We start from the raw sequence: 24,319 nt of genomic DNA on the forward strand, positions 1-24,319 counted from the left end.
GACCCTCAAACGCTCTTGCCACGCCGACGCCAGCATGCGACTGGCCTTGTGACGAATCTCTTGGCCTTGTTCCCCGAACGCCCATGAATGCCCCTTCCACCGCTCCGCGACCTGCGCCGGCCAACGGCCGCGACGCGCTGTCGGTGCTGCATTCGGTGTTCGGCCTGCCGGGCTTTCGCGGTTCGCAGGGCGAGATCATCCGGCACGTCACGGGCGGCGGCAATTGCCTGGTGCTGATGCCGACCGGCGGCGGCAAATCGCTGTGCTATCAGCTGCCGTCCCTGCTGCGCGAAGGCTGCGGCATCGTGGTGTCGCCGTTGATCGCGTTGATGCGCGACCAGGTCGCCGGTCTGCTCGAGGCCGGCGTCAACGCCGCCGCGTTGAACTCGTCGCTGAGCTTCCAGGAGGCCTCCGACATCGAGCGGCGGCTGCTCGCGGGCGATCTCGATCTGCTCTATGTCGCGCCGGAACGCCTGGTCACGCCGCGCTGCCTGTCGCTGCTGGCGCAGGCCAAGGTGGCGCTGTTCGCGATCGACGAGGCGCATTGCGTCTCGCAATGGGGCCATGATTTCCGCCCCGAATATGTCGGTCTCTCTATCATCGCCGAGCGCTTCCCCGACGTGCCGCGCATCGCGCTGACCGCGACCGCCGACGAGTTGACGCGCAAGGAGATCGTGGCGCGGCTTCAGCTCGCGGACTCGCCGCAGTTCGTCTCCAGCTTCGACCGGCCCAACATCCGCTATGAGATCGTCGACAAGCGCAGTGCGGTGTCGCAGCTCAAGGAATTCATCCGGGAGCGCCATGCCGGGGACGCCGGCGTGGTCTATTGCCTGTCCCGCAACCGTGTCGAGGAGGTCGCCGCCGCGCTCGACGAGGCCGGCATTGCCGCGCTGCCCTACCACGCCGGGCTCGACAGCCAGGTGCGCTCGCGCAACCAGGACCGCTTTCTCAACGAGGATGGCATCGTCATCGTCGCGACCGTCGCGTTCGGCATGGGCATTGACAAGCCCGACGTGCGCTTCGTCGCCCATCTCGACCTGCCCAAGAGCATTGAGGCCTATTACCAGGAGACCGGGCGCGCCGGCCGCGACGGCAAGCCGTCGGCGGCCTGGATGGCCTACGGCCTCTCGGACATCGTGCAGCAGCGGCGCATGATTGACGAGTCCAGCGGCTCCGACGACTTCAAGCGTGTATCGATCGGCAAGCTCGACGCGCTGGTTGGTCTTGCTGAGACTGCACAGTGCCGGCGCAAACGGCTGCTGGCCTATTTCGGCGAGACCGAGACCGCGAACAATTGCGGCAATTGCGACAACTGCCTCACGCCGCCAAAGATGCGCGACGGCAAGGTTCTGGCGCAAAAGCTGCTGTCCTGCGCCTACCGCACCGGACAACGTTTCGGCGCGATGCACCTGATCGACGTGCTGATCGGGCGCCTGACCGAGAAGGTGACGCAGTTCGGCCACGACAAGCTGTCGGTGTTCGGCATCGGGCGCGAGCTCAACGAGAAGCAGTGGCGCACCGTGCTGCGGCAATTGGTGGCGATGGGGCATTTGCAGAGCGACAGCGAAGCCTATGGCGCGCTGAAGCTGACCGAGACCGCCCGCGGTGTGCTGCGCGGTGAGACCGAGGTGTGGCTGCGCGAGGAAGCGCCCGGCACGCGCATTCGCGCAAGCCGCGGCAAGTCCCGCCGCGGCGATCTTGCGCCGGCGGCAAACGCGCCGCAAGGCGATGTCGACCCCGAACTGCGCGCGCGGCTGCGCTCGTGGCGTTCGGACATTGCGCGCGAGCGCGGCGTGCCAGCCTATGTGGTGCTGCACGATGCCACCATCGACGGCATCGTCCGGGCCTGGCCGACGACACTCGACGAGCTGCGCAACGTGCCCGGCATCGGCGACAAGAAGCTCGAGCATTACGGCGACGAGCTGCTGCAGATCGTCAGGACGCGGTAGGGGGCGCTCTTAACTCCGCTGTCGTCCCGGACAAGCGAAGCGCAGATCCGGGACCCATACCGCGTGATCTATCGGTTGCGATCGGTCGAAGTACCGAACTCCGAGTCTTCGTCAAACGCCTTCCTGTGGTTATGGGTCCCCGCGTTCGCGGGGACGACAGCGGTGTGTATGGCGCGAGCAGAACCTCTCACCCATTCCTAAACGCGTAAGCATACCCGTTCAGCGCGGGCGCGCCGCCGAGATGCGCGTACAGAATCTTCGCGCCCTTCTCGAAATAGCCCTTCTGGGCGAGGTCGATCAGGCCCTGCATCGACTTGCCCTCGTAGACGGGGTCGGTGATCATGCCTTCGAGACGCGCGGTGAGGCGGATCGCCTCCTTGGTCTCTTCCGACGGCACGCCGTAGGCAGGATAGGCGTAGTCCTCGATCAGCACGACGTCGTCGGCGACCAGCTCCTTGCCGAGCTCGACCAGCTTTGCTGTGTTCTGCGCGATCTCGAGCACCTGTGCCTTGGTCTGTGCCGGCGTGAAGGACGCATCGATGCCGATCACCTTGCGGGCGCGGCCGTCGGCGGCGAAGCCGACCAGCATGCCGGCATGGGTCGAGCCGGTGACGGTGCAGACGACGATGTAGTCGAACTTGAAGCCAAGCTCGGCTTCCTGCTTGCGCACCTCTTCGGCGAAGCCGACATAGCCGAGGCCACCGAACTTGTGCACGGAGGCGCCGGCGGGAATGGCGTAGGGCTTGCCGCCCGCCGCCTTCACCTCGTCGATCGCCTGCTCCCAGCTCTTGCGGATGCCGATGTCGAAGCCGTCGTCGACGAGGCGCACGTCGGCGCCCATGATGCGCGAGAGCATGATGTTGCCGACACGGTCATAGACCGCGTCCTCGTGCGGCACCCAGGCTTCCTGTACGAGGCGGCACTTCATCCCGATCTTGGCGGCGACCGCCGCGATCATGCGGGTGTGGTTCGACTGCACGCCGCCGATCGAGACCAGCGTGTCGGCGTTGGAGGCGATCGCATCCGGGATGATGTATTCGAGCTTGCGCAGCTTGTTGCCGCCATAGGCGAGGCCGGAATTGCAGTCCTCGCGCTTGGCGTAGACCTCGACATTGCCGCCAAGATGCTTCGACAACCGCTCCAGCTTCTCGATGGGCGTCGGGCCGAAGGTCAGGGGGTAGCGCGGAAATCTGTCGAGCTTCATGGGTCATCCCGTTGGGCGTTGGCGTTGCCATCTGCCTAGCATCACGTTTGAAAGAGGTGCTTTCAAATGTTGCGGACATATTGCGCTTCTTCTTGCGTAAACGACCAATATCGCTAATAATTCTTCCATAATATTGCGTATCTTTGAAAGCTTCTTTCATGTCTGCCCGGCTCGATCGCACCGACCTTAAGATATTGAGATTGCTGCAAAACAACGGTCGGCTGAGCAATGCCGAGCTGGCCGTATCAGTCGCAATCAGCCCCGCCACCTGCCATCGCCGCACCCAGCGCCTGTTCGAGGACGGGTTCATCGCCACTGTGCGCGCCATGATCGCGCCGAAGAAGGTGGCGAAGGGCACCCTGGTGATGGTCGGGGTCGTGCTCGACCGCTCGACGCCGGAGAGCTTTGCGATCTTCGAGCAGGCGATCGCCAAGCTGAAATTCGTGCTCGACTGCCACCTTGTCGCCGGCGACTTCGACTACTTCCTGAAAATCCGCGTCGGCGACATGGAGGATTTCAACCGCATCCATGGCGAGCAGCTGATCGCACTGCCCGGCGTACGCCAGACCCGCACCTTCTTCGTGATGAAGGAAGTCGTCGACAACGCGCCGCTGGAATTTTGACCAGAAGCTATTGATGCGCGATACGCATCATGAAAGATTCGTTCGATGCAGACTTTCCCTTTCCGCCAGCACAATCCGGCCGGGCCGGCCTACCGGCGCGGCTGGGTCGACCAGGCCGTGGCCGCGATCGAGGCCGACCAGTGCCGCACCGCCGACACGCATCTGATCCGGCTGATCGTGCCGGCGCTATCAGGCATCGACATCTACCTGAAGGATGAGTCGACCCATCCGACCGGCAGCCTGAAGCATCGCCTCGCGCGCTCGCTGTTCCTCTACGCGCTCTGCAACGGCCACATCCGCGAAGGCACGCCCGTCGTCGAGGCCTCGTCCGGGTCGACCGCGGTGTCGGAGGCCTATTTCGCGCAGATGATCGGCGTGCCCTTCTACGCCGTGATGCCGCGCACGACCTCGGCGGAGAAGATCGCCGCGATCGAGCATTATGGCGGCAATTGCCATCTGATCGACGACGGCCGCGCGCTGTATGCGGAGGCCGCCGCGCTCGCCGCGCGCCTGAACGGCCATTACATGGACCAGTTCACTTTCGCCGAGCGAGCCACCGACTGGCGCGGCAACAACAACATCGCCGAATCGATCTTCACGCAATTGCAGGGCGAGCCGCGGCCGTTGCCGGATTGGATCGTGATGGGCGCCGGCACCGGCGGCACGTCGGCCACCATCGGACGCTATCTGCGCTATCGCCAGTATCCGACGCGGCTGTGCGTCGCCGATGTCGAGCATTCCGCCTTCTTCGATTGCTTCCGCTCGCAGGACCGCTCCCGCGTTTGCGACCGCCCGTCGCTGATCGAGGGCGTCGGCCGGCCGCGTTGCGAGCCCTCCTTCGTGCCCGGCGTGGTCGACCGCATGATGAAGATCCCGGATGCGGCCACGATCGCGGCGATGAACGTGTTGTCGCGCCGGCTGCGCCGCACGGTCGGCGGCTCCACTGGCACCAATTTCCTGGCGCTGTGCCGGCTCGCCTCGGAGATGCGGCAGGCGAACGTGACGGGATCGCTGGTGACATTGATCTGCGATTCCGGCGAGCGCTACCGGCAGACCTATTATGAGCCCGAATGGTTGAAGGCGCGCGGGCTCGATCCGACGCAGTTCGAGGCCAATTTGTCGTCGTTTCTCGCGACAGGTGAGCCGCTGCCGCTCACCGTCGACGATTTCGCAAATCCCCAGAGCGCACGAGGCCCCGAGGCGACATAGCCGAATTTGTCGGAACGCCCGCTTGGCGTGCGATGTCACGGCAACTTCACTTGCGTTGCGCGCACCTGCGGGCAAGCCTCGTATATTCTCAACGAGGAGATTTCCACCGTGCGCCTTCCCATTCTCGATCCGAAGGATCTGACCGACGAACAGAAGCCGCTCTATGACGACATGCGAGCCGGCATCAAGGACCACTTCAAGGGCTTCGTGAACATGCGCGACGACGGCGCGCTGCTCGGGCCCTGGAATCCCTGGGTCCGCGAGCCGCGCTTCGGCAAGCCGGTGTGGGAGCTGGTCAAGGCGATCGCATCGAACCCGCTGCTGCCGGCTCCGGTGCGCGAGGTCGCCATCCTCGTCACCGGCTCGCATTTCCGCTCCGGCTACGAGCTCTATGCCCATGTGCTGGTCGCCTAGCAGCGCGGCCTGTCCGACGAAAAGCTCGCGACCATCGTCGCCGGTCAGCGGCCGGTGGATCTCACCAGGCAGGAGGCCATCGCTTATGACGTGGCAGCCGCGCTGGTCGGTGGCGGTGTGCTGCCGGAATTGACCTGGCGCGCCGCGGTGAAGGAGTTCGGCGAGCACGGCGCGGCCGAGCTGTCCTATCTCGTCGGCGTCTATTGCATGGTCTCGGTCACGCTCAATACGTTCGACGTGCCGGTGCCGGACTAAAAGCTGCGTCCTTATCACTCCGCCGCCTTGCTTGCAGGCGGCGGAGCTGCGAAGGCGATGCAGCGATTGCGGCCCTCGGCCTTGGCCTGGTAGAGCGCATGATCGGCCGCGCCCATCAGCGCGTCGATTCCGGACATGCTGACGGCGGCCTCGGCGATGCCGATGCTCACGGTGAGGCCGAACTGAATCTCGCCGGCAACGATTTGCGCGCCCATCACGCGCTTGCGGATGCGATCCGCCACGGTCCTTGCACGAGACAGGCTGGTCTCGGGAGATCCGGTTTACCAGCTATCCACCATGATCCCAGTCAGTTGCGGACCGCATAGAGCGGCGTTCGCAACGTCACCTGGTAGGACGGCTTCGGCATCCAGGCGATCTGCGCGGTGATGCCGAACAGGCGGTTGTCGTTGTCGTCCATGCGATCGAGGTCGAGCCGCAGGATCGGCTGCGTAAAAGACTCCGCCAGCGTCCGGCCCGCGAGCTGCGCCCCGCCGAACGACTGCAGGCCGAGGCGCCCGGTGAATTTCCAGTTGCTCGGCCATTGGTAATAGCCGCCGGCATAGACGATCGTGTTCGGCCGGATGCTGGCGAACGGGCTGGCGATGGTGGTGGTGGTGTATTGCATGCCGGCCAGCCAGCCCCGCGTCTCGTCCTCGTCGAGCGCGTAGTCGAATTCCAGGATGTTGTTGAACGAGTTCGTCATGCCCTGATCGTTCGGCACCGACTGCGTCAAGGTCGATTGCAACGTGATGGTCGGGATCGAGCCGCCATTCTGCCGATAGAGGTCGGCCTGCACGCCAATGTTCCAGCTTGTGATGTCGAACGTCGACCAGCCGCCGCCGATGTCGGTCGTCGAGCCCGACACGCCGCCATAGAGCGAGACGCGGTCGTTGACGTCGACGGTCAGCGGCAGGTCGACGGCAATCGATTTCGCGGCCGGCAAGCCGTTCGACAGCGCTGCGCCTCTGCGCACCGCCAAAGCCTGGAGCGCGGCCGACAGTGACGTGTTGCCGAAGCCGAGCCCGAGCGTGCCCGCCGGAATCGTCGCATAGGTCGTGCGCAGATCGAGATAGATGTTCGGGACCGCAGGCTTTGCCGGTGCGTCCTCCTCGGCCTCGGCGGAAAAGGCGGCGCTGGTCGAAATCGTCAGACAGGCCAGTCCCAATGCGACAGTGCGCAAAGCCGGACGATGCGATGGGCTGTGATGGGACACGTGACAATCCGACGCGCGGGGACTGTATGGCAAGATCGTGTGCTAGATGGAACGTGATCGTTCCCGTGGTCAAGCGCTATCCGCAAACGATGGACGGCATCGATGTGCGCGGCTACCTTGTCGCGATTGTACCGATACGCTCGCCGGCCAAAGTGCAGGCCGGACTATGGAGGACGACAGCCATGACCACGTCACGCCGCATCCTGCTCGCCGGAATGGCGGGGCTTGCCGTCGCTCCGACCGCTGTCGCGGCCGCACCCGCGCCAGTGCGCGATGACGCGACGGTTGCCGAAGAACGCTTTGCGCGCATGATCGCTGCCGCACATGCGCCCGATGTCACCTGCGCCCGGCAGGCCGAACGTTATGCGGACGCGCATTGGCCTGACTATGTTGTGGCAGCCAGGGCCGTTATCGATGCGCGCGCCTGATTCGCGCTCTTACCTCGCAACCGCCCGCCGCACCTGCTCGCCGATCTGCGACAGCACCAGCTGCGCCTGCGGCAGGATCGCGCCCATGGCGTGGAAATTGTGAACCATGCCGTCGTGGCAGACATGCTCGACGGCGACGCCCGCGGCGAGCAGCTTGCGGGCATAGGCATTGCCTTCATCGCGCATCGGGTCGTACTCGGCCGTGTGGATGATCGCGGTCGGCAGGCCCGTGAGCCGCGTTGCCCGCAAGGGAGAGACGCGGGGATCGGCGGTGTCGATACCGTCAGGCAGATAGTCGGAGAGATCGGCCTCGATCGTGACGCGGTCGATGAGATGGCCCTCGGCAAAGGCCTCGCGTGAGGGCGAGGTTTCCTCGAAATCCAGCACCGGGCAGATCAGACATTGCGCGGCGATGGCGAGGCCTGCGGTCTGCGCCGCCTCCTGGCATACGATGGCTGCGAGCGTTGCACCGGCGGAATCGCCGCCGACCACCAGGCGGTCGGCGTCGATGCCGAGCGAATCGGCCTCGCGTGCAACCCATTCGGTGGCGGTGATCGCGTCGTCGATCGCAGCCGGGAATTTGTGCTCCGGCGCGAGCCGGTAGTCGACCGAGACGAGGCGGCAGCCGGTGGCGTGCGCCAGCGCCGCCGCGATGCGATCATGCGTGGCAATGCCGCCCGCGACCATGCCGCCGCCATGGAAGAACACGAAGCCAGGCGCACGCTCATCGGCATTTGCAGGCGTGTAGAGCCGATAGGGCAGTTCGCTGGCGCGGCCGGGCAGCATACCGTCGCGCGCCGTCACATCCGGCGCATCGGTGCGCGCGAACTGCATCAGCTTGGCCAGCGATTGCCGCCGCGCCTCCACGCTCGGCCGGCCCCTCGCCCGCGGCCCAGCCGCAGCCATCATGGTCAACAAGCGCTTTGCGAGCGGATCGAGCGACATGCTGCTTCCTTTTTCCCCTGGCAGAAGAGGGTAACCCACCAATTCCGCGCAGGGAATCATTTAGATGTTGCGTCCAATAGTGGCGCTATCATGCGGCAGCACGCCAAGGGGAGGCCTGATATGGCCGAGATCAGGAAGCCGATCGAATATTCGCCGAGCTGGACCTTCTTCGAGGGCAAATGGCACGACGGCAATGTGCCGATCATGGGGCCGCGCACGCATGCGGCCTGGCTCGGCTCGATCGTGTTCGACGGTGCACGCGCGTTCGAGGGTGTCGCACCCGATCTCGACCTCCACCTTGCCCGCGCCAATCAATCCGCGATCAATTTTGGCCTGAAGCCGGTGGTCGATACCGGCACCTGGCTCACGCTCGCGACCGAAGGCATTGCACGCTTTGCGGTCAATGCCGAGCTCTACGTCCGTCCGATGTATTGGGCGCAGAACGGTTCGGGCGGCGGCGTGCTGTTCGACCCCGAGACCACCAATTGGTGCCTGTGCATCTACGAGGCGCCGATGCCGAAACCCGTCGGCAACGCCATCACCCTGTCGCCATTCCGCAGGCCGACCGCCGAATGCGCTCCGGTCGAGGCGAAGGCCGCCTGCCTCTATCCGAACAATTCGCGCGCGCTCGCGGAAGCCGCGTCCCGCGGTTTCCAGAACGCGCTGATGCTCGACATGCTCGGCAACGTCGCCGAGTTCGGCAATTCCAACGTGTTCATGGCCAAGGACGGTGTGGTCTATACGCCGGTGCCGAACGGCACCTTCCTCAACGGCATCACGCGCCAGCGCGTCATCACCCTGCTTCGCGGCGACGGCGTTACCGTGGTCGAGAAGACGCTGCGCTATGCCGACTTCCTGGCTGCCGACGAGATCTTCTCCACCGGCAATTTCGCCAAGGTCGCCCCGGTGATCCGCATCGACGAGCGCGAGCTGAAGCCGGGCCCGTTCTACGCCCGCGCGCGCAAGCTCTATTGGGACTTCGCGCATGCGGTGAAGCTGGCGGCGTAGCTGCCATTTACTCCGTTGTCATCGCTCGACTTGATCGGGCGATCCGGTATTCCAGAGACAGCAGTGATTGAACCGATGGGCCTCGTCGTACTGGATGCCCCGCCTTCGCGGGGCATGACAGCTGATCTTAGTTGCGCTTTCGAAACCGGCTGAACTGAAACGCCTGCGTCGAATTCCACGGCGTATGATGCGTCTCGCGGCGCGTATCGACCAGCTCGAAATCCGGCCCGAGCTCCGCGGCAAGGCTGGCGCTGTCATGGCGTTGCACCGGCAAGCCGCTGCATTTTTCCGGACCATCGGGCGCAAACGTCGCGATGATGATTTGGCCGCCGGGCGCAATCGCCGATCGCAGGCGCTCGACGTAAGCCGCCCTGTCGCGGGGTTCGGTCAGGAAGTGAAAGGCCGCGCGGTCGTGCCACACATCGTAAGTCCTGGCCGGCCGCCAAGTCGTGGCGTCGGCGACGATCCAGTCGACCGCGGAAGAGGCCTGACCGATTCGCGCCTTCGCCGCGTCGAGCGCGTTGGCGGAGAGGTCCAGCACGGTGAGATCGCGATATCCGTCTTGAAGAAGAGCATCGACGAGCCGCGAAGCGCCCCCGCCGATATCGATGATCGCCGCGGCGTGATCCGGATTGGCCGCGCGGATCATGTCGTGCGAGATCGTCGGGCTGTCCTGAAACCAGCTGACCTCGGCCTCGCCCTTGGTGGCGTAGACGTTGTCCCAATGCATGGTGCGGTCGGGCATCGCGCGCTCCGTGCGTGTCAAGCCGTCATCCTGAGGCGCCGGTGCGGAGGCCTCGAAGGACGACGGCCCGGCTGTATCCCGGCCGCTCATCCTTCGAGGCTCGGCCCGCAATGCTCTGCATTACGGGCCTCGCCCCTCAGGATGACGGGGCTAAAGCCGGTGAAGAAGAAATGGTGGGAGCCTGCAAATTTGCCAATCGCACGCCCGCCGCAGGCTGACGCGCGAGCGCGACCGGGAAGGCCTACTCGTCCTTCTTCGACATGCGCTCGAGGCGCTCCTGCATGTCCTTCATCTGCTGGCGCAAATCGTCGATGTTGCTGTCCTTCGGCGTCTCGGCGTTCGCGTCGGACTCCGTCTCGGCGGCGGCCGCCGGACGGCCCGCATTGGGAGCAAACGGCTTGAACATCGAGAAGGTCTGCTGGAACAGCTCCATGTTCCGGCGGACTTGTTCTTCCAGAGGAGCAAAAGGAGTGCCGGACAGGGTGTTGGCGATCTGCTTGCGGAACTTCTCCTGCTCCTGGGTCAGGGTCGCGATCGACTGCTCCAGATATTTCGGCACCACCATCTGCATGCTGTCGCCGTAGAAGCGGATGAGCTGGCGCAGGAAGGTGGTCGGGAGCAGGTTCTGGCCGGCCTTGTTCTCCTGCTCGAAGATGATCTGGGCGAGCACGGAGCGGGTGATGTCGTCGCCGGTCTTGGCGTCATAAACCAGGAAATCTTCGCCATCCTTGACCATCGCGGCGAGGTCTTCCAGCGTCACATAGGTACTCGTTCCGGTGTTATAGAGCCGGCGGTTCGCGTATTTCTTGATGGTCGTGGGTTGGTCTGATTTCGCCATGGGCTCTCACTTGCAAGCGCGGAGAACGGGAACCGAGCGGGCTATGCCGCAGGGCGGGAAGAGTACGCAACGCAACAAAATAAGCATTTTCAAAGGGCTCACGCTACCGTTTTGTGCGGCACGGTTAATCGCAGAGCAAAATCTTGCTTGCGAAAGCGCCAAGAACGCTATTTTGAATGCGCTGCGGTATGAATTCGGTCGCCGGCCGATTGACATGCCTCAACGACGTTAACAGGATGGCTGACGAGACTGGCGAGCCGTTTTCTCAAAGCCCCGCCTGCCCCCTTCAAGAAACCTCAAGCCTCAGGAGATGCCCATGTCAGACGATGTCGTCATCGTCAGCGCCGCCCGCACCCCGGTCGGAAGCTTCAACGGAGCGTTCGCGACCCTTCCCGCCCACGATCTCGGCGCCATTGCCATCAAGGCCGCGCTGGAGCGCGGTGGCATCGAGCCCGGTCGGGTCTCGGAAGTCATCATGGGTCAGATCCTGACCGCCGCCCAGGGCCAGAACCCGGCCCGTCAGGCCTCGATCGCTGCCGGTATTCCGGTGGAGAGCCCGGCCTGGGGTGTCAACCAGCTTTGCGGCTCGGGCCTGCGCACGGTCGCACTCGGTTACCAGGCGCTGCTCAACGGCGATTCCGAGATCGTGGTCGCCGGCGGCCAGGAATCCATGAGCATGGCCCCGCACGCCCAGTATCTGCGTGGCGGCGTCAAGATGGGTCCTGTCGAGTTCGTCGACACCATGATCAAGGACGGCCTGTGGGATGCCTTCAACGGCTACCACATGGGCAACACCGCCGAGAACGTCGCACGGCAGTGGCAGATCACCCGCGCCCAGCAGGACGAGTTCGCGGTCGCCTCGCAGCAGAAGGCCGAAGCGGCGCAGAAGGCCGGCAAGTTCAACGACGAGATCGTTCCCGTCATCATCAAGACCCGCAAGGGCGACATCGTCGTCAGCGCCGACGAATATCCGCGTCATGGCGCCACGCTCGACGGCATGGCCAAGCTCAAGCCCGCCTTCGAGAAGGACGGCACGGTCACCGCGGGCTCGGCATCCGGCATCAATGACGGCGCCGCCGCCGTGGTGCTGATGACCGCCAAGCAGGCCGCCAAGGAAGGCAAGAAGCCGCTCGCGCGGATCGTGTCCTGGGCGCAGGCCGGCGTCGATCCGAAGATCATGGGCTCGGGCCCGATCCCGGCCTCGCGCGCCGCGCTGAAGAAGGCCGGCTGGAATGTCGGCGATCTCGACCTGATCGAGGCCAACGAAGCCTTCGCGGCGCAAGCCTGCGCCGTCAACAAGGATCTCGGCTGGGATACCTCCAAGGTCAACGTCAACGGCGGCGCGATCGCGATCGGGCATCCCGTCGGCGCGTCCGGCGCACGCGTGCTGGTGACGCTGCTGCACGAGATGCAGAAGCGCGATTCGAAGAAGGGCCTCGCCACGCTGTGCATCGGCGGCGGCATGGGCATTGCGATGTGCATCGCGCGCGACTGAAGATAGCTTACGCGCAGTTTGCGCGTGCGCTGCACACGTCAGTGAGTGCGTTGCACCCGACTAAAAAGGCAGCGGTTGCAAATCAAATATTCTTCGCAACCGTGCAGGCCTCGACTAAATACAAACGCCCGGCTCAACGCCGGGCGTTTTGTTCTTGATGTCCGTCAAACCAACCGCATAATCCAACGTTAAAAACGATCGCTTCAGAAACGTCCGAAGAGTCCAAGGGAAGGAATACGACATGGCACGTGTTGCATTGGTCACGGGTGGTACGCGGGGCATCGGTGCTGCGATCAGCAAGGCACTGAAGGCGGCGGGATACAAGGTTGCGGCGAGCTATGCCGGCAACGATACGGCGGCGGAGAAGTTCAAGGCCGAGACCGGCATCGCCGTCTACAAATGGGACGTCAGCAGTTTCGATGCCTGCGCCGAGGGCGTGAAGAAGGTCGAGGCCGATCTCGGGCCGGTCGAGGTGCTCGTCAACAATGCCGGCATCACCCGCGACACCGCCTTCCACAAGATGACGCTGGAGCAGTGGAACGCGGTCATCAACACCAATCTCGGCTCGCTCTTCAACATGACGCGTCAGGTCATCGAAGGCATGCGTGCGCGCAAGTTCGGCCGCATCATCTCGATCTCGTCGATCAACGGCCAGAAGGGGCAGTTCGGTCAGGTCAATTATTCCGCGGCGAAGGCCGGCGACATCGGCTTCACCAAGGCGCTCGCGCTCGAGAATGCCAAGGGCGGCATTACCGTCAACGCGATCTGCCCCGGCTACATCAACACCGAAATGGTGCAGGCGGTGCCGAAGGACGTTTTGGAGAAGAACGTGATCCCGCAGATCCCGGTCGCCCGGCTCGGCGAGCCCGAGGAGATTGCCCGCGCGGTCGTGTTCCTCGCGGCCGACGAGGCAGGATTCATCACGGGCTCGACCATGACCATCAATGGCGGCCAATATCAGGCCTGATATGGCGCCAGGCCTTTTGATCAAATGCCTGTAGCTTCAGGCGCGACAAGGCGATAGTGAAGGCGACGATGCCCGGCCTCGTGCCGGGCATCGTTGTCCTCAGAGCCTTCGTTCAATGACCCCGCGCACAGCCACGCTGATCGGATTGACCGCGATCCTGATGTGGTCGCTGCTGTCGGTGATGACGGTGGCGACCGGAAAGATCCCGGCGTTCCAGCTCGCCGCCATGACCTTCGCGATCGGCGGCCTGGTCGGCCTGCTCACCTGGATCGGCCGCGGCGAGGCGGCGAAGAGCCTGCGTCAGCCGCTGGTCGTCTGGGCTGTCGGCGTCGGCGGCCTGTTCGGCTATCACGCGCTGTATTTCCTCGCGCTGCGCTTCGCGCCGCCGGCCGAAGCCGGCTTGCTCAATTATCTCTGGCCGCTCCTGATCGTGCTGTTCTCGTCCTTCCTGCCGGGCGAGCGGCTCGCCCCGCATCACATCGTCGGCGCGATGCTCGGCCTTGTCGGCACCGTGCTGCTGTTCGCCGGCAACACCTCCGGCTTCGCGGCGGGGCAGGTGCCGGGATTGGCTGCGGCCTTCATCGCCGCGTTCGTCTGGGCGGCTTATTCGGTGCTGTCGCGCCGGCTCAAGGCCGTGCCGACCGATGCGGTCGCCGGATTCTGCCTGGCCACCGCCGCGCTTGCCGCGCTGATGCACGGCCTGCTCGAGACCACCGTCTGGCCGGAGACCACGCTGCAATGGCTCTCGGTGATTGCGCTCGGCATCGGTCCCGTCGGAGCCGCCTTCTACGCCTGGGACGTCGGCATGAAGCGCGGCGACATCCGCGTGCTCGGCGCCGCCTCCTATGCGACGCCGCTGCTCTCGACCGGCTTCCTCATCGCCGCCGGTTTTGCCAAGGCCAGCGCCAACATCGCCATTGCCGCGATCCTGATTGCCGGCGGCGGCTTGATTGCCGCGAAGGACATGGTGCTAAGGAAGAGGTGAAGGGAGCTACGGCTCCCAGCCCTTTGGTGCGAGCTCGAAGCCTGCGAACTCGAATGCCGGAGCCACGGTGCAGCCGACCAGCGTCCACTCGCCCGTCGTCTCCGCGGATTGCCAGGCCTGCGCCGGCACGATCGCCTGCGGCCGGTCTCCATTCGCAAGGTCCGTGCCGAGCCGCACCTCGTGCTGCGAGCAGCCGTCATGGGCGATGCGCAGCATCAAGGGGCTGCCGGCGTAATAGTGCCATGTCTCGACCGCATCGACGCGATGCCAGTGCGACCGCTCGCCGCGTGCCAGCAGGAAGTAGATCAGGGTCGAGCGCGACCGTCCGTTGGCGTCCGTGGTCTGGTCGCGAAACGTCTCGCGGTAATGGCCGCCCTCGGGATGCGGACGGAGTTCAAGGCGCGCGATGATCTCGGCTGCGGTCGGCATCGATCCAGTCAGGACTTTCTTCTGCAGGACTTGCTCTTCAGGACTTGTTCTTGCGCTCGCGCAGCTCGCCGAACACCGCGGCGGCATCCGCGCCCTTCATGTGCAGCCTTGCTGCGACCGACGGTTCGTCGGCGCGCAGGAACACGTTGGCCCGCTTCTCGTCGCCGAGCAGTGTGGGAATGGTCGGCTTGTTCTCGGCCCTGAGCCTCGTCACCTCCGCCGCGCGTGCCTGGAGCGCCGCATTGTCGGGATCGACGGTGAGCGCGAACTTGACGTTTGAGGCCGTGTATTCGTGGCCGCAATAGAGCTTGAAGTCGTCGGGCAGGGCACGCAGCTTCAGAAGCGAATCCCACATCATCGGATAGGTGCCCTCGAACACGCGGCCGCAGCCGATCGAGAACAGCGTGTCGGCGGCGAACACCGTCTTCTCGGTGTCGAACACGTAGGAGATGTGGTCGAGCGTGTGGCCGGGCGTCTCCAGGACGCGCGCCAGCAAATTGCCGATCTTGACCACGTCGGCATTGGCGACACGCAGGTCGACGTTGGCGATTTCGGTGGTCTTGTCGTGCGGCGCGACGACGCGGCAATTGTATTTCCGCTTGAGTTCGGCGACCCCGCCGACATGATCGCCGTGATGATGGGTGATCAGGATGTCGGTGAGCTGCCAGCCCTCGCGCTCCAGCGCCGCCAGGATGGGGCCGGCCTCAGGCGCGTCGATCGACGCCGTCGCCTTGGTTTCCACATCGTGGATCAGATAGCCGAAATTGTCGTTTAAACAGCTGAAAGTACGAATTTCGGCGGCCATGTCATCTCCATCGGGCTCAGCCCCGCCAGACAAATATGGCGTTAACGTTGCGCAGGCAATGCAATATTCCGCGCGCGGCGGCGGTCTCGTGCATGTTACATTGCCGTCATGACCATCGACGTCGTCGACCTCCGCGAGTTCTATTCCCGCCGCCTCGGGATCGTGGCGCGGCAAATGATCAATCGCGGCATCAGGGAACGCTGGCCGAGGGCGGAGGGCCAGCGCGTGCTCGGCCTCGGCTATCCCACACCCTATCTGGGGTTGTTCCGCGAAGATGCCGAGCGCTGCCTCGCCTTCATGCCGGCGGCCCAGGGTGTCCTGAAATGGCCGACGGGTCGGCCGGCGCTGGCCTCGCTGGTCGACGAATTCTCGCTGCCGCTTCCCGACGCCGCGGTCGACCGCATCCTGCTGGTCCACGCGCTGGAGATGTCGGACGATCCGGCCGCGCTGCTGCGCGAGGTCTGGCGCGTGCTGTCGCCGTCCGGGCGCGTGATCGCGGTGATCCCGAACCGGCGCGGGGTGTGGACCCGCACCGACAGCACGCCGTTCGGTCACGGCCGGCCCTATTCGCGCTCGCAGATCACCGATCTGCTGCGCCAGACCTGGTTCACCCCGACCGCTTGGGGCGAGGCGCTGTTCATGCCGCCCTATGCCGGCGGCTGGGTGCTGAAATCGGCGCAGATGTGGGAGCGCGCCGGTGCGGCACTGTCGCTGCCCTTCGCCGGCGTCCATATCGTGGAGGCGACCAAGCAGGTCTACCGCGCGATCCCCGCCAAGCGCGAGCGGGCGCGGCTCATTCCGTCGCTGGCGAAGCCCGTGCTGGTGCCGTCCTCGACGACGGCGACGCGCAGCTAAGTCTCACCAGCGTTGCCGCGACCGATGGTCGTCAAAAACAAATCGTCCCGGCGAGGCCGGGACGATTCCAGATCAGTCGATCAGAAGAAGCTCACTTACTCGCTGGGCGCGAGATCGTCGCCGGATGCGGCTGGAGCCGCCTCTCGCTCGGGGCGCGGGCCATGCGGCCGGCGCCGCCGGCGCGGGAAGCGTTCGCCACCGCCGGCACCGCCCTCGAAGCCGGCCTGGCCGGCATTCGTGCCGCCATTCACCTGCGGCTGCGCACCGGTGATGAAGGAGGGCAGGCGATCGACGTTGCCGGCGTCGGTGACGACGGGCTGCGGCTGATTCTGCGGTTGCGGCTGGGGCTGATATTGCGGCTGCGGGCGATGGTCGCGCTCGCGGTGCTCGCGCGGTTGCTGCTGTTCGCGCTGATAGGGCTGGTTGTCGCGCTGCTGATGATCACGCTGGTGATGATCGCGCTGGCCGTCGCGGTCGCGCGCGAAGGGCTGCTGCTGTTGCGGCTGCGGAACGAAGCCCGGCTCCTGGCCGAAATTCGAGAAGTTCTCGCCGTCGTCGTCGCCGTCGTCGCTGTTGCTGCTGATCGGCTCGTCACCGCGCGGCTGCTGGTTCTGGCGGAACTGTTCCTGGGCAGCGGCGATCAGGCGGAAATAATGCTCGGCGTGCTGGTAGTAGTTCTCGGCTGCAACGGGGTCACCGGAAGAGCGCGCGTCGCGTGCGAGCTGGAGATACTTCTCAGCGATGTGTGAGGCGGTGCCGCGGATCTTGATGTCGGGTCCGTTGGACTCGTAGACCCGGGTCATCGGGTTCTGGCTGCGCCGGTTGTTGTTGTTATTGTTATTGTTGCGGTTGCGCATCCGCTGCTTGTTCTGACCGTTTCTCATGTCCTGCCTTTAATTCCAGCCCTAAACGTTGCACGCATTACTGATTGCTAGGAGTGACCTCGTGCCAGCGGTTCACATCGCTCGCGCGCACCGCGCGCAAGAGCGGATCAAACCCTGCCGATGTTCGTCGACCGTCGCGTTCAACAAGGACGCGTTCCCCACCCGCCAGCACTGATCGCCAGCGAACCCATTCATTTTGCCTGCCGAAACAAGCCCAGCTGTGTTGCGTAAGTCTTCAAGCGCAATATCAGGCTTTCGTTCACTTTGCGGTCGGAGAGCAGCGCAGCTCCAATGGCTATCGCGCTTCACAGGACCTGCGGCTTGGAACCTTTATCAGTAAAGCTCTCGCCCGAGAGCCCGGCTTTCGCCCGTAGGTCTACGGGGCCGGCACCGATGTGTTGATCGGAACGTAGTCGTTCCCAAGGGATATTCCAAGAGCTTTTTGCAAGCCAATCCGGCTTTTATGGGGGCATTTTTCGGGCCGAAACGGCCCGCGGAATGCCCGCCAGGTCGGCCTTGGGTGGCCTGTCCACCGTTAACGCGCCTGCCGTCATCAAGGTTTCAATATTTCTGGCCTGCCCCTGTCCGGCCTCGACGATCAGCGCTCCGCCGGGGGCGAGACGCTCGGCGGCCTGCGGGATCAGGGCGCGATAGGCGTCATATCCGTCATTGCCGCCGTCGAGCGCCAGATGCGGATCGTGCTCGCGCACCTCGATGCTCAGTTTCGGAATTTCGGCGGAGGGAATATAGGGCGGGTTCGAGACGATGAGGTCAAATGGGCCGCGCAGCGCCGTCAGATAGGAGCAGGCGACGAAGCCGGCGCGGCCGGCGAGGCCGAGAGCGGCCGCATTGTCGCGCGCCGTGTCGAGCGCCGTCAGGCTGACGTCGGTGCCGACGCCAAAAGCGTCGGGAATCTCGCGCAGCAATGCGAGCAGGATGGCGCCCGATCCAGTGCCGATATCGGCGATCAATGGGCGCCGCCCCGATATCGCGAGGCCGCGAAAGATCTCGAGCGCCAGTTCGACGACGGTCTCGGTGTCCGGCCGCGGGACCAGTGTCGCCTCGGACAGCCGCAGCGGCATGCCCCAGAACTCCCGCGCGCCGAGAATGCGGGCGACCGGCTCATGCGCGAGCCGGCGCTGCGCGTATCGCTCGAGCCGCGTGGTCTCCTCAGGCGTGAGTTGTCGCGATGCCTGCGTCGCCATGCCGGTCAGATCGAGCTCCAGCGCGGCGCCGACGAGCAGGCGCGCATCGAGGGTCGCCTCCTCGATGCCGGCCGATTGCAGCCGTGCCGCGAGCGCGCGCCGCGCACTCTCGACATTATGTCCGGGATCGATATTTGTCGCCAATGGAGCCATCCTGCCTGCCATCGTGGATAGATCGGCCGGCTCGCTTGCGTCAACGGAAAGGAGCGCGTTTGATCGCGCCTCGCAGCGACGGAGGGGTCCATGACGGCCTATGACGATCAGAACGTCTTCGCAAAGGTCCTGCGCGGCGAGATTCCCTGCTTCGAGGTTTTCAGGGACGACCGCAGCTTGGCCTTCCTCGACATCATGCCGCGCACGCCCGGACACACGCTGGTGATTCCGCGGGCGCCGGCGCGCGGCATCCTGGATATCGCGGAGGACGATCTGGCCGCCGTCGCCCGGACGGCCAAGCGAATCGCGATTGCGGCGATGAAGGCGTTTGACGCGGAGGGTATCATCGTCCAGCAGTTCAGCGAGCCGGCCAGCGGGCAGGTGGTCCTGCACCTGCACATGCACGTCATGCCCGTCAGGGCCGGCGTCGATCTCTTGCCTGCGCAGTCGCGCAAGGAAGATATGGCCGTGCTCGCCGATCACGCCAAGCGGATGATCGCGGCGCTTGGCGGCTGAGCCTGGTTGTTGAATGGCGGCTGACTAAACGCCAAGGTAGCGCTGCAACAGCTCCGGCTGGGCCTTGAGCTCCCGTGCCGGGCCCTCGTGCACGATGTGACCGTTGTTGATGATATAGATCCGGCTCGCCAGCGCCAGCGTCGCCGCCAAATTCTGCTCGACCAGCACGATGGTCTGGCCGGCCGCCGCCAGCTCGCGACAGGCCTTGACGAGATCGTGGACGATCACGGGCGCGAGCCCCTCGAACGGCTCGTCCAGCAGCACGATCTTGGGATCGCGCACCAGCGCCCGCGCGATCGCGAGCATCTGCTGCTCGCCGCCGGAGAGCTCGGTGCCGCGGTTGCTCCGTCGCTCCTTCAGCCGCGGAAACATCTCGAAGATGCGGTCGAGCGGCCAGCGTTTCGGCGCGGTGATCCCGGCAAGGGTGATGTTCTCCTCCACCGACAGGCTGCCGAAGATACGGCGCTCCTCGTGCACGAGCTGCATGCCCGCCTGCGCGATCCTGTGGCTCCTGCGTCCGGCGATATCGATGCCGTCGAACTTCACGCTGCCGCTGCGCGGCGTCACGACGCCCATCAGGCTCTTCAGCGTCGTGCTCTTGCCGGCGCCGTTGCGGCCGAGCAGCGCCACCACCTCGTGACGTTCGACGTGCATGGCGACGTCGAACAGGATGTGGGAATCCCCGTAATAGCTGTTCAGGCCGTTGACCTCGATCAGGCTCATGCGGCGATCTCCCCGTGCACGCCGCCGAGATAGGCTTCCTGCACGGCGGCGTTGGTCCTGATTTCCTCCGGCGTGCCGTCGAGCAGCACCTTGCCCTCCTGAAGCACCGTCACGCGCTCGACCAGCTCGAACAGCGAATCCATGTCGTGGTCGATGATGATCATGGTGCGGCCCCGCGCGATCGATTTGAGCAGCTTGACGGTCTCGATCCGTTCACGCGGGCTCATGCCCGCGAGCGGCTCGTCGAGCAGCAGCAGGCGCGGCGAGGTCGCGAGCGCGAGCCCGATCTCGAGCCTGCGCTTCTCGCCATAAGCGAGTTCGGAGACCGGCGTGTCGGCACGGCGGGTCAGGTTGACCAAAGCGAGCGTATGCTCCACCTGCTCGGCCAGGCCTTTGACGCTGGACAGCTTGCGGAAGAGGTCGAGGCGGAACTTGCCGCGCAGCTCGGCGAGCGCGGCGATCGTCAGGTTCTGCCGCACCGTCAGCCCGGTGAAGAGCTGGTTGACCTGGTAGCTCTTGGTGAGCCCGAGCTGGCAAACCTCGGTGACCTTCAATCCCGTGATGTCGCGTCCCTCGAACACGATCTGGCCCGATGTCGGCGCGATCTCGCAGGTCAGCATCTTGAAGAAGGTCGACTTGCCGGCGCCGTTGGGACCGATGATGCCGCGCAGCTCGCCTTGATTGACGCTGAAATCGATGTCGCTGTTGGCGACGAGGCCGCCATAGCGCTTGGTCAGGCCGGTGGCTTTCAGGATGGGTCCGGAATAAGCGGGGTGCGCGACTTCCTTGGCCTGCATCGGCGCCGGCACGGGTTGTAGCGTCGTCTCAGTGTCCGGCTCGGCCTCCGTATCGTGCCGCTTACGCCTGCCGGCGACGAGGCGATAAAGGTCCGCCAGACCGCCGATGATGCCACCGCGCAGGAAGCAGACCAGCAGCACGAACACGACGCCGAGCACCAGCTTCCAGGCGGCACCCAAGCCCAGCGCGGACTGGAGGAAATCCTGAAGGAAGAGCCAGACGGTCGCGCCGACCAGCGGCCCGAACAATGTGCCGCGGCCGCCGATGGCAGTCTGCATCACCAGCTGGCCGGACGTGTCGAAAGTGAAGGCGTCCGGCGGCATGAAGGCCTGGAGCACGCCAAGCAGGCCTCCGGCGAAACCGGCGTAGGCGGCTGCGATCACGAAGGCGGTCAATTTGTAGCCGTGGATGTTGTGGCCGACAGCGGTGGCGCGCAGCGGATTGTACCGGATCGCGCTCAGAATTGCGCCGACCGGCGAGCGCACGATCCTCAGCGCGATGATGACGCCGATGAAGTAGCACAGCGCGATGAACTGGTAGAGTGACCAGCCATTGGTGAAGTGGACGGTGGTGAAGCCGAGATCGAAGCTCGGCGTCGGCACGCCCGGCAGGCCGTTCTCGCCGCCGGTGAAGTCGGAGAGCGGATTGAACTCGACGAAGAAGAACACTTCCGCGATCGCGACCGTGATCATGGCGAAGTAGATGCCGGTGCGGCGGAGCGCGATCAGGCCGATCAGATAGCCGGTCGCGGCCGCCGCGATCATGCCGATGATCAGCGCGCCCAACACGTTGCCGAAGCCGGCGCGGGTCAGGAGGTAGGCGGCGACGAAGCCGCCGGTGCCGTAGAAGGCGGACTGGCCGAACGACAACAGGCCGGTGAAGCCGAACAGGATGTCGAAGCCGAGGCCGAACAGGCCCCAGACCAGGATCCGGTTCACGGTGTTGGGCGCGAAGCCGAGATGGGGCAGCACGAAGGGAGCCACGATCAGGCCGATGGCCGTCAGTGTTTCGATCAGGAAGGGGCGTTGCTTGAGCATCAGGAGACCACTTACTCGCGGCCCTGGACGCCGAGCAGGCCATGCGGTCGCACCACGAGCACGAGCGTCATCGCCGCAAACAGCATCACATAGGCGTAGCCGGGGTTGAACATGGAGGTGACGCTGATGATCTCGCCGGCGATCAGGCCGCCCAGGATCGCGCCTGGAAACGAGCCGACGCCGCCGATCACCACCACCACGAAGGTCTGGACCAGGATGTCGTCACCGATGCCCGGTGTCAGCGACACCACCGGCGCGTTGACGATGCCGGCAAAGCCGGCGGCCATCGCGCCGATGCCGAACACCACCATGAAGACCCGGTAGACATTGATGCCGAGCGAATCCACCATCACGGAGTCCTCGATGCCGGCCCGCACGATCATGCCGAGCCGGGTCCGGTACAGGATGATGAACAGCGCGCCGAGTGCGATCGCGACGATGCCGACCACCGCGAGGCGGTAGGTCGGATAGAACATGAAGCCGAGATTGGTGATGCCCTGGAATATCGCCGGCGGCGGCACCAGCTGCGACTGGCTGGAGAAGATCAGCCGGATGATCTCGACGAAGCAGATGCCGAGCCCGAAAGTCACGAGCAATTGGTCCTCGTGCGGCCGATGATAGAAATGGCGAATGATGACGCGTTCCATTGCAACGCCCAGCAGCATCACGAACAGCGAGCCGGCGATCACGGCGAGGATGAACGATTCGGTGTACTGGTAGGCGACGAAGCCGGCATAGCCGCCGATCATGAACATCGCGCCATGCGCGAGGTTGAGCACGCCGAGCGTGCCGTAGATAATGGTCAGGCCGGAGCTGATCAGCGCGAGCAGCGCGCCGAGCGCGAGCCCGTTGAAGAGCTGCGAGACGAGGTTGGGCCAACTAATCATGCAATGATCACGGTTGTGGCGCGTTCCGGCGGTGCGCAAAAGGGATGACGCCGCAGGAGCCGGAAGCGACCTACGGCGTCACAGGGGGGTAGCGCGAGCTCAGCTGTAGTCGCCGGGATGGCAGCCGAACGCGTCCGGCTTCTGCATCAAGCCTTCGCCCGGGACGATCTCGACCACGTCGTACCAGTCCTCCTTGGTCTTCATGTCCTTCTGCTGCTTGCCCTTGACGATGATCACCGGGCGGACGCACTGATGGTCCTCGGGGCGGTAATGCACGTCGCCGACCAGGGACGGCAGCGTCTCGCCCTTCTCATAGGCCTTGATCACATCGGGCGGGTTGAAGCTGCCGGCCTGCTCGCACATGCGGGCCCAGTGCGCGAAGCTGACATAGGCGTTCTCCGCGCCCCATTCCGGCTTGTAGCCGTACTTCTTCTCGAAGGCCTCGTTGAACATCTTGGCGAGCGGAAACTTGTCCTCGAGCGTCCACCAATAGTCGGTGGCGGCGTAGACGCCTTGCATCAACCCGCCGGTCTCGCGCGCGATGAAGGGCACCTGGTAGGGGACGACCAGCTTCATCTTGTCGAGCACGCCGAACTGCTTGGCCTGCTGGGTCGATAGCACCGCGTCGTGACCCCAGTTGACGTTGATCAGCACGTCGGCGCCGGAATTCGCGACGTTCAGCAGATACGAGGAATAATCGGGCGCGCCGAGCGGCGCGACCTGGTTGGTCACGGTGGTCCAGCCGGCGGTCGCAAGGAAGTCCTGCATCGACTTGGTGACGGTGTGACCGTAGGTGTAATCAGGCGTGAGATACGCAGCCTTCTTGCCCTTGCCGAACTCCTTGACCATGACGGGGCCGATCGCCGCCGCGGCGGTCTGGCCGAAGAAGTTCTGGCGGAAGCCGTAACGGACGCAGTCCTTGCCGGTGGTGTCGTTCGAGCCGGAGATGCCGCAGACGAACAGCACATGCTCGCGCTGGGCGAGCTTGTTCAGCGCCACGGCAACGGCGCTCGAGGTGCCGCCGGTGATCATGATCGCCTTGTTCTCGCTGATGAAGCGCTGCTGCGCCTGCACGGCCTCGTTCGGCTTGGCCGCAGAATCCGCGACGCCGAATTTCAGCTCCTTGCCCAGCACGCCCTTGCTGGTCTTCGGCGAGATCTTCTTGATCAGGTCGTGACCGCTGTTGATGTGCTCGATCGCGAGCTGATAGCCCTTGAGCTCGTCCTCGCCCTGAACGGCATAGGTTCCGGTGCGCGGCACCGAGATGCCGATGAAGGCGGTGGAACCCGAAACGCCCGCGGGATAGGAGCCGACGGCCGGCTTGTCCTCGGCGAAGGCCGGCATCGCAGGCAGCACCGAGCCGCCGATGAGGCCTGCCGTGGTCTGGAGCAGGCCGCGGCGCGAGAGGCCACGGCGAATGAGATTGTCGGTCATGATCGTTTCCTCCGGATATCGTTCTTGTTTGCAGGCAAAACACGACCTGTCCGGCGGCAACCGGCCTCGAAGGGCCTGCCTGCACCGGGCACGTCACATCCGCGTGTGGCTCCTGGACGTAAACATTGCTCGTGAACACCTTCTGTCAATTTCGCCTTTGGTCGAACGACGAAAATTATCGCGTGAAAACATATCGGATCACGATATATATTAGTCTTTGTGAGTACGAGATTGGCGGGTTCGGCGAGAGAGATGCCGCGGCAGACGACAGTAGCGGGTACCCGGAAGCGACGGTCCTGGCCGCAAGAGGCGGAG

The 24,319-nt window shown here is 64.7% G+C and carries 24 protein-coding genes and 1 pseudogene; 11 read left to right on the plus strand and 14 right to left on the minus strand.

Annotation, left to right across the window (positions count from 1 at the left end):
• The first annotated feature begins 83 nt into the window (after positions 1–83).
• Positions 84–1,949, plus strand: a complete 1,866-nt coding sequence (gene recQ, locus AABA86_RS26905; RefSeq protein WP_212253829.1) for a DNA helicase RecQ — start codon at positions 84–86, stop codon at positions 1,947–1,949.
• Between the two features lie 187 nt (positions 1,950–2,136).
• Here the strand turns inward: recQ and AABA86_RS26910 are convergent, their stop codons facing one another.
• Positions 2,137–3,153, minus strand: coding sequence for a 1-aminocyclopropane-1-carboxylate deaminase (locus AABA86_RS26910; protein ID WP_212253830.1), 1,017 nt, complete (start codon positions 3,151–3,153; stop codon positions 2,137–2,139).
• 158 nt (positions 3,154–3,311) lie between these two features.
• Here AABA86_RS26910 and AABA86_RS26915 point away from each other — a divergent pair, with 158 nt between their 5' ends.
• The 3 genes and pseudogenes from AABA86_RS26915 to AABA86_RS26925 all read left to right on the plus strand — a co-directional run bounded on the left by AABA86_RS26915 (position 3,312) and on the right by AABA86_RS26925 (position 5,654).
• A complete protein-coding gene (locus AABA86_RS26915; RefSeq protein WP_338308996.1) occupies positions 3,312–3,776 on the plus strand; it encodes an Lrp/AsnC family transcriptional regulator in 465 nt (154 codons plus the stop codon).
• 45 nt (positions 3,777–3,821) lie between these two features.
• On the plus strand, positions 3,822–4,985 hold the full coding sequence (locus AABA86_RS26920) for a PLP-dependent cysteine synthase family protein (protein WP_338308997.1): 1,164 nt from the start codon (positions 3,822–3,824) through the stop codon (positions 4,983–4,985).
• 108 nt (positions 4,986–5,093) lie between these two features.
• A pseudogene (locus AABA86_RS26925) lies at positions 5,094–5,654 on the plus strand (carboxymuconolactone decarboxylase family protein).
• A gap of 14 nt (positions 5,655–5,668) precedes the next feature.
• On the opposite strand, the gene AABA86_RS26930 reads toward AABA86_RS26925, so the two are convergent.
• Both AABA86_RS26930 and AABA86_RS26935 read right to left on the minus strand, forming a co-directional pair.
• Complete coding sequence (locus AABA86_RS26930) at positions 5,669–5,914, minus strand: diguanylate cyclase (protein WP_212253838.1); 246 nt, start codon at positions 5,912–5,914, stop codon at positions 5,669–5,671.
• Positions 5,915–5,961: 47 nt separating this feature from the next.
• Positions 5,962–6,834 (minus strand): hypothetical protein, encoded by an 873-nt coding sequence (locus AABA86_RS26935; protein ID WP_338309070.1) that lies wholly within the window; start codon positions 6,832–6,834, stop codon positions 5,962–5,964.
• Positions 6,835–7,049: 215 nt separating this feature from the next.
• On the opposite strand from AABA86_RS26935, the gene AABA86_RS26940 reads away from it, so the two are divergent.
• Positions 7,050–7,295, plus strand: coding sequence for a hypothetical protein (locus AABA86_RS26940; protein ID WP_038972815.1), 246 nt, complete (start codon positions 7,050–7,052; stop codon positions 7,293–7,295).
• Positions 7,296–7,304: 9 nt separating this feature from the next.
• Here the strand turns inward: AABA86_RS26940 and AABA86_RS26945 are convergent, their stop codons facing one another.
• Positions 7,305–8,240, minus strand: a complete 936-nt coding sequence (locus AABA86_RS26945; RefSeq protein ID WP_338308998.1) for an alpha/beta hydrolase — start codon at positions 8,238–8,240, stop codon at positions 7,305–7,307.
• Between the two features lie 120 nt (positions 8,241–8,360).
• Here AABA86_RS26945 and AABA86_RS26950 point away from each other — a divergent pair, with 120 nt between their 5' ends.
• Complete coding sequence (locus tag AABA86_RS26950; protein WP_338308999.1) at positions 8,361–9,248, plus strand: branched-chain amino acid aminotransferase; 888 nt, start codon at positions 8,361–8,363, stop codon at positions 9,246–9,248.
• A gap of 127 nt (positions 9,249–9,375) precedes the next feature.
• Here the strand turns inward: AABA86_RS26950 and AABA86_RS26955 are convergent, their stop codons facing one another.
• A complete protein-coding gene (locus tag AABA86_RS26955) occupies positions 9,376–9,993 on the minus strand; it encodes a class I SAM-dependent methyltransferase (protein ID WP_338309071.1) in 618 nt (205 codons plus the stop codon).
• Positions 9,994–10,234: 241 nt separating this feature from the next.
• A complete protein-coding gene (phaR, locus tag AABA86_RS26960; protein ID WP_338309000.1) occupies positions 10,235–10,831 on the minus strand; it encodes a polyhydroxyalkanoate synthesis repressor PhaR in 597 nt (198 codons plus the stop codon).
• Between the two features lie 316 nt (positions 10,832–11,147).
• Between phaR and AABA86_RS26965 the strand changes: the two genes are divergently transcribed.
• From AABA86_RS26965 to yddG, 3 genes are all read left to right on the plus strand, one after another.
• Positions 11,148–12,326, plus strand: a complete 1,179-nt coding sequence (locus tag AABA86_RS26965; RefSeq protein ID WP_338309001.1) for an acetyl-CoA C-acetyltransferase — start codon at positions 11,148–11,150, stop codon at positions 12,324–12,326.
• Positions 12,327–12,567: 241 nt separating this feature from the next.
• Positions 12,568–13,293: an acetoacetyl-CoA reductase gene (phbB, locus tag AABA86_RS26970; protein ID WP_212247153.1), complete on the plus strand. Its 726-nt coding sequence runs from the start codon at positions 12,568–12,570 to the stop codon at positions 13,291–13,293.
• A 115-nt stretch (positions 13,294–13,408) separates the two neighbouring features.
• Entirely contained in the window at positions 13,409–14,278 is an 870-nt protein-coding gene (yddG, locus tag AABA86_RS26975) for an aromatic amino acid exporter YddG (protein ID WP_338309002.1), read from the plus strand.
• 6 nt (positions 14,279–14,284) lie between these two features.
• Here the strand turns inward: yddG and AABA86_RS26980 are convergent, their stop codons facing one another.
• Both AABA86_RS26980 and gloB read right to left on the minus strand, forming a co-directional pair.
• The gene (locus tag AABA86_RS26980; protein ID WP_338309003.1) at positions 14,285–14,707 is read right to left on the minus strand and encodes a cupin domain-containing protein; all 423 of its coding nucleotides are present in this window, start codon (positions 14,705–14,707) and stop codon (positions 14,285–14,287) included.
• A gap of 37 nt (positions 14,708–14,744) precedes the next feature.
• The gene (gene gloB, locus AABA86_RS26985; RefSeq protein ID WP_212247146.1) at positions 14,745–15,512 is read right to left on the minus strand and encodes a hydroxyacylglutathione hydrolase; all 768 of its coding nucleotides are present in this window, start codon (positions 15,510–15,512) and stop codon (positions 14,745–14,747) included.
• Between the two features lie 108 nt (positions 15,513–15,620).
• On the opposite strand from gloB, the gene AABA86_RS26990 reads away from it, so the two are divergent.
• Entirely contained in the window at positions 15,621–16,367 is a 747-nt protein-coding gene (locus AABA86_RS26990; RefSeq protein WP_018320530.1) for a methyltransferase domain-containing protein, read from the plus strand.
• 95 nt (positions 16,368–16,462) lie between these two features.
• Here AABA86_RS26990 and AABA86_RS26995 read toward each other — a convergent pair whose 3' ends face one another.
• Both AABA86_RS26995 and prmC read right to left on the minus strand, forming a co-directional pair.
• On the minus strand, positions 16,463–17,251 hold the full coding sequence (locus tag AABA86_RS26995) for a DUF4167 domain-containing protein (RefSeq protein ID WP_212247145.1): 789 nt from the start codon (positions 17,249–17,251) through the stop codon (positions 16,463–16,465).
• 461 nt (positions 17,252–17,712) lie between these two features.
• Positions 17,713–18,609, minus strand: coding sequence for a peptide chain release factor N(5)-glutamine methyltransferase (gene prmC, locus AABA86_RS27000; RefSeq protein ID WP_338309004.1), 897 nt, complete (start codon positions 18,607–18,609; stop codon positions 17,713–17,715).
• A 90-nt stretch (positions 18,610–18,699) separates the two neighbouring features.
• Here prmC and AABA86_RS27005 point away from each other — a divergent pair, with 90 nt between their 5' ends.
• Entirely contained in the window at positions 18,700–19,125 is a 426-nt protein-coding gene (locus tag AABA86_RS27005; protein ID WP_338309005.1) for an HIT family protein, read from the plus strand.
• A 24-nt stretch (positions 19,126–19,149) separates the two neighbouring features.
• On the opposite strand, the gene AABA86_RS27010 is transcribed toward AABA86_RS27005, so the two are convergent.
• The 4 genes from AABA86_RS27010 to AABA86_RS27025 all read right to left on the minus strand — a co-directional run bounded on the left by AABA86_RS27010 (position 19,150) and on the right by AABA86_RS27025 (position 24,004).
• On the minus strand, positions 19,150–19,848 hold the full coding sequence (locus AABA86_RS27010; RefSeq protein WP_338309006.1) for an ABC transporter ATP-binding protein: 699 nt from the start codon (positions 19,846–19,848) through the stop codon (positions 19,150–19,152).
• Complete coding sequence (locus AABA86_RS27015; protein ID WP_338309007.1) at positions 19,845–21,683, minus strand: branched-chain amino acid ABC transporter ATP-binding protein/permease; 1,839 nt, start codon at positions 21,681–21,683, stop codon at positions 19,845–19,847. The genes AABA86_RS27010 and AABA86_RS27015 overlap by 4 nt, the downstream gene beginning before the upstream one ends.
• An 11-nt stretch (positions 21,684–21,694) precedes the next feature.
• Positions 21,695–22,570: a branched-chain amino acid ABC transporter permease gene (locus tag AABA86_RS27020; RefSeq protein ID WP_026202378.1), complete on the minus strand. Its 876-nt coding sequence runs from the start codon at positions 22,568–22,570 to the stop codon at positions 21,695–21,697.
• A gap of 99 nt (positions 22,571–22,669) precedes the next feature.
• Entirely contained in the window at positions 22,670–24,004 is a 1,335-nt protein-coding gene (locus tag AABA86_RS27025) for a substrate-binding protein (RefSeq protein ID WP_212247139.1), read from the minus strand.
• Positions 24,005–24,319 lie beyond the last annotated feature (315 nt).

Origin of the sequence: Bradyrhizobium sp. TM233 (assembly GCF_036247965.1) — a bacterium.
Taxonomy (GTDB): Bacteria; Pseudomonadota; Alphaproteobacteria; order Rhizobiales; family Xanthobacteraceae; genus Bradyrhizobium; species Bradyrhizobium ottawaense.

Coding starts and splice junctions, on each gene's coding strand:
- recQ (WP_212253829.1), top strand. CDS start 84: ATGAATGCCCCTTCCACCGCTCCGCGACCTGCGCCGGCCAACGGCCGC.
- AABA86_RS26910 (WP_212253830.1), bottom strand. CDS start 3,153: ATGAAGCTCGACAGATTTCCGCGCTACCCCCTGACCTTCGGCCCGACG.
- AABA86_RS26915 (WP_338308996.1), top strand. CDS start 3,312: ATGTCTGCCCGGCTCGATCGCACCGACCTTAAGATATTGAGATTGCTG.
- AABA86_RS26920 (WP_338308997.1), top strand. CDS start 3,822: ATGCAGACTTTCCCTTTCCGCCAGCACAATCCGGCCGGGCCGGCCTAC.
- AABA86_RS26940 (WP_038972815.1), top strand. CDS start 7,050: ATGACCACGTCACGCCGCATCCTGCTCGCCGGAATGGCGGGGCTTGCC.
- AABA86_RS26945 (WP_338308998.1), bottom strand. CDS start 8,240: ATGTCGCTCGATCCGCTCGCAAAGCGCTTGTTGACCATGATGGCTGCG.
- AABA86_RS26950 (WP_338308999.1), top strand. CDS start 8,361: ATGGCCGAGATCAGGAAGCCGATCGAATATTCGCCGAGCTGGACCTTC.
- AABA86_RS26955 (WP_338309071.1), bottom strand. CDS start 9,993: ATGCCCGACCGCACCATGCATTGGGACAACGTCTACGCCACCAAGGGC.
- phaR (WP_338309000.1), bottom strand. CDS start 10,831: ATGGCGAAATCAGACCAACCCACGACCATCAAGAAATACGCGAACCGC.
- AABA86_RS26965 (WP_338309001.1), top strand. CDS start 11,148: ATGTCAGACGATGTCGTCATCGTCAGCGCCGCCCGCACCCCGGTCGGA.
- phbB (WP_212247153.1), top strand. CDS start 12,568: ATGGCACGTGTTGCATTGGTCACGGGTGGTACGCGGGGCATCGGTGCT.
- yddG (WP_338309002.1), top strand. CDS start 13,409: ATGACCCCGCGCACAGCCACGCTGATCGGATTGACCGCGATCCTGATG.
- AABA86_RS26980 (WP_338309003.1), bottom strand. CDS start 14,707: ATGCCGACCGCAGCCGAGATCATCGCGCGCCTTGAACTCCGTCCGCAT.
- gloB (WP_212247146.1), bottom strand. CDS start 15,512: ATGGCCGCCGAAATTCGTACTTTCAGCTGTTTAAACGACAATTTCGGC.
- AABA86_RS26990 (WP_018320530.1), top strand. CDS start 15,621: ATGACCATCGACGTCGTCGACCTCCGCGAGTTCTATTCCCGCCGCCTC.
- AABA86_RS26995 (WP_212247145.1), bottom strand. CDS start 17,251: ATGAGAAACGGTCAGAACAAGCAGCGGATGCGCAACCGCAACAATAAC.
- prmC (WP_338309004.1), bottom strand. CDS start 18,609: ATGGCTCCATTGGCGACAAATATCGATCCCGGACATAATGTCGAGAGT.
- AABA86_RS27005 (WP_338309005.1), top strand. CDS start 18,700: ATGACGGCCTATGACGATCAGAACGTCTTCGCAAAGGTCCTGCGCGGC.
- AABA86_RS27010 (WP_338309006.1), bottom strand. CDS start 19,848: ATGAGCCTGATCGAGGTCAACGGCCTGAACAGCTATTACGGGGATTCC.
- AABA86_RS27015 (WP_338309007.1), bottom strand. CDS start 21,683: ATGCTCAAGCAACGCCCCTTCCTGATCGAAACACTGACGGCCATCGGC.
- AABA86_RS27020 (WP_026202378.1), bottom strand. CDS start 22,570: ATGATTAGTTGGCCCAACCTCGTCTCGCAGCTCTTCAACGGGCTCGCG.
- AABA86_RS27025 (WP_212247139.1), bottom strand. CDS start 24,004: ATGACCGACAATCTCATTCGCCGTGGCCTCTCGCGCCGCGGCCTGCTC.